Here is an 11,286-nt window from a genome sequence, read left to right as displayed (position 1 = left end):
ACATTCATGACGCTGATTTTCACTATGTGCTTTTTGAGTAGTTACCTTTTTCATCATTCCCCAGTGGAGCTACTTATATATTGTTGGATGTTCGTATCATTTACTTCTAATGTTTCCGTTAATTCATACATTGGGATATTATTTCCATGATGGGCATCAAAGAGACTTTGTATTATTAGTTCCCCCCATGCATATTGGCTTTGTGAAATTGTGCTAGTTATTTGTTTGGTAGTTATTCCTTTTAAAGTCATTGGTAAATCATCGAAAGTAACAGCAATTTTATCATTGAGCCCTTGCGCTTTAAAAACAGTAACCGCTGCAGGTCCTGATAATGAGTCAATACCCACTAATGCTGTGAAGTCAGGGTATTCAGCAATCATTTCTTCAATATTCGCTATAGTGTTGGACGGTATTCCGTCACTATAACGAATATCTACTATCTCTATGTTAGGATATTTTTGTAGCGATTTATTAACTCCTTCAATTCTTGAATTGAGGTTTTGCATTGATGATAACCCAGTACTGCTAATAATAGTCCCCTCATAATCCATTAATCTCGCGACAACTTCTCCCAAATGCTCTCCAGCAGAATAATTATCGGTACCGATGTAGGATAACCGTTTACTTTCCGGTGCATCTGTATCAAAGCAAATAACTTGAATACCTGAATCGATTGCCTTATCAATAAAAGGTGTTAGCGCGGCGGAATCTGTTGGTCCGATGGCGATCCCATTCACTTCTTGATGAATAAGATTATCGATGATTTGAATTTGTTCTTCAACAGTCGCTGTCGCTGGCGCACGGATGATAAGGTCAACACCTAGTAGTTCAGCCGTTTCTGTAGCACTAATTGTAACTCCTTCAAAAAAAGGATGGGCCACGGGATAAATGATAGCAAAAGTAATATTTTGAGAGGGAAGGGAAGTGCTCTCTTCATTCAACGCTTCGAGGTTCGACTCAATCACATTTTCAGTTTGAAAGCTACAGGAAACAGAAAGGAATAAGCATATGAAAGTTGTTATGCATAATAATCTTTCCATTACAATGTTCCCCCTACTTCTAATAGATTGATTTTTGTCTTTGATTTTTAAATGTTTTTGTTGTCATTCCTGTTATCTTTTTAAACATATTGCAAAAATAATGAGAATCATTATAACCGACTTTTAGTGCAATTTCGTACGTTTTTTCATTTGTCATGAGAAGGAGGTCTTTTGCTTTCTCAATTCGTGTGGTTGTTACATACTCCTTTAAAGTTTGACCAGTTTCTTGACTAAATAAGTGGCTAAAGTATGATGGACTTACATTGACATTATTAGAAATCATTTGTAACGATAAGTCTGGATTTTGAAAATGTTCTTGTATAAAATCTTTTGCTTTTTGAATAATAGGGAAGTTTTTACTTTTAGATTTATCACGATGATTTATAACAATCTCTAGAATACCAATCATATATTGAATAATGTAGTCAATGTCTTTATTAGCTTTCATTTCAATTTTTTTAACTTTATCTAGAACGCATGTGCTTTGTGGACAAAACTCCTTTAGAAATTCAATAGTGACGTTTGTAAAGTCAATTAGGCAATAATAGTACCAAAATGGTTTCTCATTAATTTTTTCTTTAAGTGCCATTACGTAATTTTTACAAAAGCTATTAATCTCATTTACATGGCCAAATTTCAAAAAATGTTGTAAGTCTTTTTTATTAAAGTTAAGTTGGAGCTCAAATGTGGGTAATGTTTCATTAAAAAGAATATGATGTTGTTTTGACTGATAGTATTTTTGTTCATATGCCTCTGAAAATGAATGAGATATCTCTAGTATTCTATCTTTAATCGTACCGACACCATAATGTTGATTGTTTTGTTTTGTTTTCATTTCCATTTGTATTTTGATTTCTGTGATGATTGCTTCTAATTGTTTTATCGTTTCACCTTGGAAAATAAGAACGGTTTCACTCATTTTTCGATTAAATCGAACATAGGTTACTTTATCCAAGGAGTGCACCGTTTGTATATTTTCACTATCGATAATAAGGACAAAATAATAATTTGCAATAAGAGGAATTCCTAGTTTGGTAGCTTCATTAATGGCATATGAGGTCGTGTGACATCCTTCGCATAATTCTAATAAAAACTTTTCTCTTTTCATTGTTATCGATTGGTTCGCTTGGCTTTCTAGCTCAATCAGTTTTTGTCTTTCTCTTCTTTCATATTCTATTTGTAATGAGACCCTTGTTAATATTTGAAGTAATTCGTCTGCACTTATAGGTTTAAGGCAATATTCATTTATATCAATTCGCATTGCTTCACGAGCATATTCAAATTCATCATGACCACTGAGAATAACGATTTTTATTTGGGGCATTTTTTTTCGTAAAACTCGGCACATCTCTAACCCGTCCATAAATGGCATTTTAATGTCTGTTATTACGATATCTGGTTGTTGCTTTTCAATGAGTGGTAAAGCAATTTCTCCATCTGGAGCATCTCCGCAATAGTCGAACCCTTCCTTAATCCAATCAATACAGTTTCGGATACCTTCACGGACGACTATTTCATCATCAACCAAAAAAATCTTCTTCATGTTATCACCTCAATGCTGGTAGTGTTAAACAAACTGTTGTGCCATTTTGGTAGCTGCTTTCGATCGTTAGCCCAAATGGCTCGCCATAGTATAGGTTAATTCGTTCTTGTACGTTATACATCCCAAATCCACCACTTTGACTTTCAATTGGAAACCCATTGTATAAATGGTATTTCACTTTCGATAAAGTTTCTTCATTCATGCCAATGCCATTATCGATAATTTTAAATTGAATATAACCTTCTATCGTAAATCCACCTTTAATTTGCAAGAGGCCTTTGCCACGTTTATTTTTTATACCGTGATAAATAGCATTTTCTACAAGGGGTTGCAAAGTGATTTTAAGAATGGAATATTCATTTAGTTCTTCACTTACTTCGATATTTAGCTCTAAGATATCGCGATACCTTGTTTGCTGAATGACGAGATAATTTTTGATATGTTCAATTTCCTGTGCAATTGTAATGACATCTCTGCCTTGGCTTAAAGTGAGGCGAAAAAAGTGCGATAATGCTTTTGTTATTTCGATAACGTCCTTTCCTTTTTTTGCTTCAGCCATCCAAATAATTGTATCTAAAGTGTTATATAAAAAGTGTGGATTGATTTGAGCTTGAAGAGTTCGTAACTCTGCAAATTTCAATTGCTTTTCTTCCCGAATACTTTTTTCTAGTAGTGATTTTATTTTGTGGATCATGATATTAAAGGAGTCTCCCAATTCTGCTATTTCATCATGACTTATTTTATTAATTTTTACATCGAGATTTCCTTTTGATGCGATTTTCATTTTATCCATAAGATTACGGATAGGTCTTATTAACATAGAAGAAATATAGTAGTAAAGAGAAATTGTAAAAATAATACTACAAGCTACGGTACCGATAATAAGATTTCTAATATCATTAGCCTCTTTCATTAACAATGATTCAGGTACTATACCGATAACCATCCAACCTGTTACAGCTGAAGTATCACTTACAATAAATAGGGAGTTATATAATCTATCATTTTTTTTTGCCTTGGTTACAGCAATGATTTCTTCTATATCCAGCTCATTAGTTACGTTTTTAGTAAACAATATTTCTTTATGATGCTCTGAATAAATGAGAAATGAATCTGTTGTTTTTGCGGTGTCGTTTAAGGTGCGATCAATGATAGAAGGATGGAGAAAAATGGTGATGTGCCCAATTACCTCGTAAGTGATGTCCCAAATAATAGGGTGTGTAATAGAAATAACTCCGTTTCCTTCCTCTTTTTTTAACGTTATCAAGGAGTTAGTTATGTTATGTGGAATGCCATGTTGATTATTATAAGTAGAAAGTGGTTCCTCTCTATAAAAGACGCCTTCTTTTTCACTAATACCTTTTTGTTTGTTGCTCATGATATTAATATCAATTACATATTTGCTTGAAGGAATGATTTCACGATAGAAAGGAAATAAATTGAGAATCGTTTTAGCATCGTTATACGTTTCATCATTATCTATATCCATTAGAAAACGAACGGTACTTTCATGCTTACCAATCTCAGCAAATCTCATTGTATCTTGAATAATGCCATCAATATCTTGACTTAATTGTGTACTTTTCAGTTGTGCGTTTGCATGTGCGTTTTCTGTAATAATTGCTACAGCTTTAGAGTAGGAAACAACTCCAACTAGAATAAGAGGTACGACAGTTAATAGGATAAACATGACTAAGAGCTTCGTCCGTAAACTTGAAAATAGGAACTTTTTTATTTTCATCATCATTAATACCAGTCCATTTAGTTAAATGTAAGCGCTTAATTAATATTGTAAGTGAATTCTCTGAAAATTGGAATACTTTACGATAATATGGGAATTTACAGTGAACTAAGTTTCAGAGCATTTCGAAAAGGATTTTTTTATTTATGTAGCTTTATCATACATGATTTAAAAGAAAATAAAATGACAAACTTGCACCATCGAAAATTAATATAACTTTTAAAAAAATAAACACAACTTTAAATTCAAAATGAAATCTCGAAGTGAAATAACTTATACAATTTTCGAAATCTTGTTTATTAACTTCGAATTGTAAGCGCTTTACAATAAGGGTACGCTAGCCAAATAGGAAATCGAGCTATTGGATAGCAAATGAAAAGGAGGTAGTGAGTGATGAAAAAAGGGGTATGGACATTATTTTTTGTAGCAATGGCACTTTTACTTTTTTTGTCGGCATGCGGAAGTGGAGATGAGGCAAATAGCGCCCCAGAAGGAGAAAGTCCAACTCAAGACAGATCAAATGAAGAAGATAGTAATGGTAATGATGAAAAGACAAAAGACAAGCTTGTAATTGGATTTTCCCAAGTTGGAGCTGAAAGTGAGTGGAGAACTGCCAACACGCAGTCAATTCAAGACGCAATTAAGGAGGCAGGTCATGAATTGCAATTCTCTGATGCGCAACAGCAACAGCAAAATCAAATTATGGCGATTCGTTCTTTTATCTCACAAGGTGTGGATGCGATTGTGTTTTCTCCGGTAGTAGAAACAGGGTTTGAAACAGTATTACAGGAAGCAAAAGATGCAGATATTCCTGTTTTCCTAGCAGACAGAGCAGTAGATATAGAAGATGACTCTCTTTGGGTAACTTTCCTAGGATCAGACTTTGTAGAAGAGGGGCGAAAAGCGGCAAACTGGTTGGTTGAAGAGATGGCTGATTATGACGGTGAAGTAAATATTGTTGAGCTTCAAGGAACTGTCGGATCTGCTCCAGCTATTGATCGAAAGAAAGGTTTTGAAGAAGTAATAGCAAACCACCCGAAATTTAAGATTACTCAATCACAAACAGGTGATTTCACCCGAACAGAAGGTAAGGAAGTGATGGAAGCTTTCTTGAGATCGGATGGGGACAATATTGATGTATTATACGCACACAATGATGATATGGCAATTGGTGCAATTCAAGCGATAGAGGAATATGGTCTAAACCCAGCAGAAGATATTATAGTCATCGGAGTCGATGCAGTAAAAGGCGCTTTTGAAGCTATGGTTGCAGGAAAAATGAATGTAACGATTGAGTGTAACCCGCAGTTTGGACCACAGCTCGTCGGTTTAATAGAAGATCACTTTGCTGGTAACGAACTTCCAAAACGTATTGCAGTAGAAGAATCGATGTATACGATGGACCAAGCCGCGGATCTCATTGAGTCTAGAACTTACTAACTTTTATTAGTAGGAACCACTCTTATTCTAGAATACATTCCCTTTTAAAGAGTGGTTTCTTTTAATAGAGATATCAATGGAGGGAAAAAGCAATGGAAACAAAATCACCGATACTCGAAATGAAAAAAATTACGAAGGTGTTTCCAGGAGTAAAAGCTTTGTCAGACGTTTCCTTTCGTTTGTTCCCAGGTGAAGTTCACGCGTTAATGGGAGAAAACGGTGCAGGAAAATCAACATTGATTAAAGTCTTAACAGGCGTTTACCAGATAGATAGTGGAGATATTCATCTTGAAGGACTACCAATTGATGTGACAAGCCCTTTACAGAGTCAAGAGTTCGGAATTAGTACGGTTTATCAAGAAGTTAATTTATGTGCAAAATTATCGGTTGTAGAAAATATATTCATCGGAAGAGAAATCATTAACAAAGGAAAAATTGATTGGAAGCAGATGAAGGTAAGAGCAGAAGAGTTACTCAAGCGGTTAAATTTAAATGTGGATGTGACAAAGGATCTTTCATCCTATTCAGTTGCGATCCAACAAATGATATCAATTGCACGTGCTCTTAATATTTCAGCTAAGATTCTCATCCTCGATGAACCAACTTCGAGTTTAGATATGAATGAAGTCAATCAACTATTTGATGTTATCCGTAAGCTTAGAGAAGAGGGGATGGCGATTGTGTTTATTAGTCATTTCCTTGATCAAATCTATGAAATTTCTGATCGAATAACAATTCTTCGGAACGGACAGTACATTGGGGAATATCTCCCCGAGCATTTGTCCAGGTTTGATTTAATTACAAAAATGATAGGAAAAGAAAAGGTAGAGCTAGATTTAAAGCTTGAAAAAAAGCAAATGGAACAAGAAAATAGCAAAAAAGACATTCTTTTGGAAGCGATAGATGTGTCAAAGGTTGGACGAATACATCCGTTTAATTTAACAATTCATACCGGTGAAATTGTTGGAATAGCTGGATTATTAGGTTCAGGTAGGACAGAGCTTGTGAGATTGTTATTTGGAGCGGATAAAATTGATTTCGGACAAGTGAAGATTCATGGGAAAGTAGCGCATTTACATTCTCCGAAACATGCAATTGACCATGGAATTGCTTTTTGTTCTGAAAATAGGAAATCAGAAGGAATCATACCCGAGTTATCAGTTCGAGAAAATATGATTTTAGCTATACAAGGGGTAAAAGGTTGGTTTAACTATATTGCGAGGAATAAACAAATTGAAATTGCTAATGAGTATATTAAATTACTAAATATAAACCCTCCTAACCCTGATCAACTTATTAAAAACTTAAGTGGCGGGAACCAGCAAAAAGTATTATTAGCAAGGTGGTTGATTACAAATCCGGATTTGCTCATCCTTGATGAGCCAACTCGAGGAATTGATGTCGGTGCAAAAGCTGAAATTGAAAAATTAATGATGACATTAAGTGCCGAGGGGAAATCTTTTTTGTTCATTTCAGCAGAGTTAGAAGAAGTGGTGAGATGTAGCAAAAAAATTGCCATTTTAAGAGACCGAAAAAAAATTTCAGAGGTAGTGAATAATGGGGAAATTAACCAACAATACATTATGAGTGAAATTGCTGGAGGTGGCTTATGATAAAGTCTAAACTTTTTTGGCCGCTTGTTATTCTAGCCTTTATCCTGCTTATTAATCTCATTTTTAATCCTAGCTTTTTTGTGATTGAAGTAAGAAATGGCTATTTGACTGGCAATATAATAAATATATTAAATCGTGGTGCCCCACTTATCCTTGTTTCAATTGGGATGACATTAGTTATTGCGACGAAAGGAATTGATCTTGGGGTGGGTTCAGTAATTGCCATAACCGGAGCGATTGCTGCAACGATTGTTGGAGGAAGTCTAGGGGCGTCTGATTCTATCTTTCCTTTGTTCTTAGCTATGGCTTTAGCACTTGCAGTAGCGAGTATAGTGGGGATATGGAATGGAGTTCTTATTTCACGTTTAGGTATTCAGCCAATTGTTGCAACATTAATTCTTATGGTTGCTGGACGTGGAATTGCTCAGCTTATTACGAATGGACAAATTACGACGGTTTATTATAGCCCGTATTCTTTCATAGGAGGCGGATATTTGTTTATGCTTCCGTTTTCAATCTATATTGTTATATTTGTTCTAGCTATTTCCTTGTATTTGACGAGAAGAACGTCATTAGGTTTATTTATTGAATCGGTCGGAGGGAATCCCGAAGCTAGTAGACTCTCAGGTATTAATTCGAAAAATATCATATTATTTGTTTATTTATTTTGCGGGTTTTGTGCAGGAGTAGCTGGTCTTATTTTAAGTTCAAATGTAATGAGTGCTGATGGTAATAATGCTGGACTTTGGTTTGAGTTAGATGCCATTTTAGCGGTAGTAATCGGTGGAACTTCATTAATGGGGGGAAGGTTTTATTTAATGGGAACAGTGGTTGGAGCCTTAATTATACAAAGTTTAACGACAACCATTTATTCCATTGGTGTACCTGCTGAAACTATCCTAGTAGTAAAAGCTGTAGTCGTGTTACTTGTTTGTCTCTTGCAATCATCTGAGTTCCGCAAGCGTTTTTATAGCTTGTTTTCTAGAAAAAAAGTGAATCAAGACAAGGGAGTGACACTATCATGAACCGTCTTGAAATAAATACTAGGATGATTCCAGTTTTCATTACTGTTGGACTATTTGTACTTATGTATACTTTTGGCTTATTACGATATGATAATTTTTCTTCACCACAAGTATTTATGAATTTGTTCATTGATAATGCATTTTTAATTATAGTTGCGGTCGGTATGACCTTTGTTATTTTATCCGGTGGTATCGATTTATCTGTGGGGTCCGTTATTGCTTTAACAAGTATGATTGTAGCAAGTTTACTAATGGAAGGGCTACCGCCATGGTTAGTCATCCCAATAGCACTGATGGTTGGTCCTATTTTAGGATTTTTAATGGGGTGTTGTATTCATTATTTTAATCTGCAACCTTTCATCGTCACCTTAGCAGGGATGTTTTTAGCGAGAGGATTAAGCTTTGTTATTAGTGTTCAAACGATTACGATAAATGATGATTTTTTTAGTTTTATGGCACGTACGAGAATATATATTGGCGATTATTTTATCTCTATAAGTGTAATTATTGCTTTACTTGTTGTAGTTGCTGCTGTTTTTATCGCGCACTACACAAAATTTGGTCGTAATGTCTATGCTATTGGAGGCAATGAGCAGTCAGCATTACTGATGGGACTACCAGTTGCTAAGACTAAAATACTTGTATACACATTAAGTGGTTTTTGTGCGTCACTTGCCGGAATTGTGTTCACTTTCTACATGTTATCTGGATATGGATTACATGCAAACGGATTTGAATTGAATGCCATTGCAGCAGTTGTGATTGGAGGTACTTTACTAACGGGTGGGGTAGGGTATGTTGCTGGTAGTGTCATTGGTGTATTAATTCTAGGGACAATTCAATCCCTTATCGTATTCGAAGGGTCCCTTAGTGCTTGGTGGACTAGAATTGCTATTGGTTTATTGTTACTATTGTTTATTGTACTTCAAAGGGTGATTGTCTTGCGGACGGAAGCAAAAAAAGATACAATATCCACGCATTAAAATTGTTATTCCTAGGACGTGGTAGTGGAATGTTAAATTTTTGAAAGAAAAGGGCAGCTAACATGTATAAGCTGCCCTTTTCTTCCATCTTTTTCTAGCGGGGCTACGTCAACTGCTGCTCCGCAAACTCCCGATACAGCTCATGATTTTCAATCAGTTCTTGATGTGTCCCCATTCCTGTGATTTCGCCTTTTTCAATGAATATGATGTTATCCGCATTTACAATTGTGGAGAGTCGATGGGCAATGACAAAAGTTGTTCTCCCTTCCATTAGCCGCACTAATGCTTGCTGGACGATTCCTTCTGACTGACTATCTAAGCTAGCGGTAGCTTCATCCATCATTAAGATTTTTGGGTCTCGTAAAAAAGCTCTTGCGATAGCGATTCGTTGCCTTTGGCCGCCAGATAGCTTAACGCCACGCTCTCCCACTTCTGTATCGAGTCCTTTAGGGAATTCTTTTATAAATTGGTCCGCATACGCCATTTTTGCGACTTCCCATAAGCGATTATCTGTAATGTCATTGCGGTTTTCCAAGCCATAGCATAGGTTTTCGCGAATGGTTCCTGCCATCATTGGACTATCTTGTGACACATAGCCAATTTGAGTTCGCCAACAATGCATCGATAGTTCAGTTATCGGAGTGTCCCCAATAAAAATTTCTCCAGAAGTTGGTTCATAGAATCGCTCTAGTAAACCGAACATCGTCGACTTCCCGCCACCACTCGGACCAGCAAAGGCGACCATTGTTCCTGGTTCCACATCAAAAGATACATTGTGAATGACAGGCTCGTCATCGCTATACGAAAAAGATACATTTCTGACATGAACGGGTTGATTGGAAATATCGATGTCTTTTCCTTCTTGACTCGCTTCAACATTGAGGTTGAGAATATCAATGATGCGCTCAGTGGCTCCTTTCGCTTTTTGGAGTTGAGTGAAAAACATTGTAAACGACGTAATCGGAAAAATAATTTGGAACAAATAAAGCAGAAAGGCAACAAGTGATCCTGTTGACATTGTGCCTTCAGCAACACGGATTCCACCATAACCGATGATGATGACGATAACGACCATCACGACAAGATACATAAGGGGTGCAATCAGAGCAAAAATACGGCCTTCTTTTAGTCCATATGAAAACAGTTTTTCAATGGCAACTAGCCCTCTTTTTTCCTCTGTTTGTTCCGCATTCGATGCTTTCATTAAGCGAATTTCACTTAAGGTTTGCTGGACATTCCCTGTAAAAGTAGCCGTTTCATCTTGGAGTCCTCGTGAGATTTTTGTCATTTTCATACCGAGTGGAACCATAAAAAGAACAGTAATCGGAACCGCAATAAACATTAACAATGTCATCTTCCAATCCATAATAAACAGAATAATGACAGCGCCAATAATCGTAATAATCCCACCGATAAACTGCGGGAAATGCTGAGAAATTAAGTCTTTCACTATCCCAGTATCATTCACGACCCGACTTACTGTTTCACCACTCGTATTTTTATCATAGTAATTCACCGGCAACCGTAACAATTTGAACCACATTTTCTCCCGCAGTCTTGCCACAATTTTTTGCCCAACGTAAGCAAGAGCATACATCGAGATCCCATCCGTCACTGCTTGAAGAATAAAAACGAGCACAATTACGACAATGAGCATGGCATTTAATGATTCCATCGAAAACCCATCAACCATCTCTCTTGTTAACAAAGGAATTGTAAGCCCAACGAGTGTAGTAAAGAGACTTCCAATTAAACCGACCGACAAAGCTACCTTAGGTATGTTTGTAGAAAGAATAAGTGAGAAAAAAGCTTTCAAGGAATGAGTTTGTTGTTTTTCCATTTGACATCTCCTCATTTTAATTTCGTTAAAGAACTACGCTATAGCCGTCTAAAAGTTTCAA

8 protein-coding genes are annotated in these 11,286 nt (G+C 36.0%); 4 read left to right on the top strand and 4 right to left on the bottom strand.

Annotated features, from left to right (window positions below; translation table 11 throughout):
- Window positions 1–53 precede the first annotated feature (53 nt).
- The 3 genes from T323_RS27420 to T323_RS0121935 are packed head-to-tail and all read right to left on the bottom strand — an operon-like array spanning window position 54 to window position 4,330.
- The gene (locus tag T323_RS27420) at window positions 54–1,040 is read right to left on the bottom strand and encodes a substrate-binding domain-containing protein (protein ID WP_051556669.1); all 987 of its coding nucleotides are present in this window, start codon (window positions 1,038–1,040) and stop codon (window positions 54–56) included.
- A 19-nt stretch (window positions 1,041–1,059) separates the two neighbouring features.
- Complete coding sequence (locus T323_RS0121940; protein ID WP_026675199.1) at window positions 1,060–2,583, bottom strand: response regulator transcription factor; 1,524 nt, start codon at window positions 2,581–2,583, stop codon at window positions 1,060–1,062.
- Between the two features lie 4 nt (window positions 2,584–2,587).
- Window positions 2,588–4,330, bottom strand: coding sequence for a sensor histidine kinase (locus tag T323_RS0121935; RefSeq protein ID WP_051556668.1), 1,743 nt, complete (start codon window positions 4,328–4,330; stop codon window positions 2,588–2,590).
- 387 nt (window positions 4,331–4,717) lie between these two features.
- On the opposite strand from T323_RS0121935, the gene T323_RS0121930 reads away from it, so the two are divergent.
- The 4 genes from T323_RS0121930 (at window position 4,718) to yjfF (ending at window position 9,385) form a co-directional block, all read left to right on the top strand.
- On the top strand, window positions 4,718–5,764 hold the full coding sequence (locus tag T323_RS0121930; protein WP_026675197.1) for an ABC transporter substrate-binding protein: 1,047 nt from the start codon (window positions 4,718–4,720) through the stop codon (window positions 5,762–5,764).
- A gap of 92 nt (window positions 5,765–5,856) precedes the next feature.
- Entirely contained in the window at window positions 5,857–7,377 is a 1,521-nt protein-coding gene (locus tag T323_RS0121925) for a sugar ABC transporter ATP-binding protein (protein WP_026675196.1), read from the top strand.
- Entirely contained in the window at window positions 7,374–8,402 is a 1,029-nt protein-coding gene (locus tag T323_RS0121920; protein WP_026675195.1) for an ABC transporter permease, read from the top strand. Before T323_RS0121925 ends, T323_RS0121920 begins: the two co-directional genes overlap by 4 nt.
- Entirely contained in the window at window positions 8,399–9,385 is a 987-nt protein-coding gene (gene yjfF, locus T323_RS0121915) for a galactofuranose ABC transporter, permease protein YjfF (protein WP_026675194.1), read from the top strand. Before T323_RS0121920 ends, yjfF begins: the two co-directional genes overlap by 4 nt.
- A 103-nt stretch (window positions 9,386–9,488) precedes the next feature.
- On the opposite strand, the gene T323_RS0121910 is transcribed toward yjfF, so the two are convergent.
- Window positions 9,489–11,225, bottom strand: coding sequence for an ABC transporter ATP-binding protein (locus tag T323_RS0121910; protein ID WP_026675193.1), 1,737 nt, complete (start codon window positions 11,223–11,225; stop codon window positions 9,489–9,491).
- Window positions 11,226–11,286: the final 61 nt, after the last annotated feature.

Origin of the sequence: Alkalihalobacillus bogoriensis ATCC BAA-922 (assembly GCF_000621445.1) — a bacterium.
Taxonomy (GTDB): domain Bacteria; phylum Bacillota; class Bacilli; order Bacillales; family Bacillaceae_F; genus Bacillus_AO; species Bacillus_AO bogoriense.
The sequence above is the reverse complement of the archived record's forward strand: the minus strand, read 5'-3'. Positions and strand labels throughout refer to the sequence as shown.

Excerpts from the sequence above, each read along its gene's own strand:
- T323_RS27420 (WP_051556669.1), bottom strand. The coding sequence starts at position 1,040 with ATGGAAAGATTATTATGCATAACAACTTTCATATGCTTATTCCTTTCT.
- T323_RS0121940 (WP_026675199.1), bottom strand. The coding sequence starts at position 2,583 with ATGAAGAAGATTTTTTTGGTTGATGATGAAATAGTCGTCCGTGAAGGT.
- T323_RS0121935 (WP_051556668.1), bottom strand. The coding sequence starts at position 4,330 with ATGATGATGAAAATAAAAAAGTTCCTATTTTCAAGTTTACGGACGAAG.
- T323_RS0121930 (WP_026675197.1), top strand. The coding sequence starts at position 4,718 with ATGAAAAAAGGGGTATGGACATTATTTTTTGTAGCAATGGCACTTTTA.
- T323_RS0121925 (WP_026675196.1), top strand. The coding sequence starts at position 5,857 with ATGGAAACAAAATCACCGATACTCGAAATGAAAAAAATTACGAAGGTG.
- T323_RS0121920 (WP_026675195.1), top strand. The coding sequence starts at position 7,374 with ATGATAAAGTCTAAACTTTTTTGGCCGCTTGTTATTCTAGCCTTTATC.
- yjfF (WP_026675194.1), top strand. The coding sequence starts at position 8,399 with ATGAACCGTCTTGAAATAAATACTAGGATGATTCCAGTTTTCATTACT.
- T323_RS0121910 (WP_026675193.1), bottom strand. The coding sequence starts at position 11,225 with ATGGAAAAACAACAAACTCATTCCTTGAAAGCTTTTTTCTCACTTATT.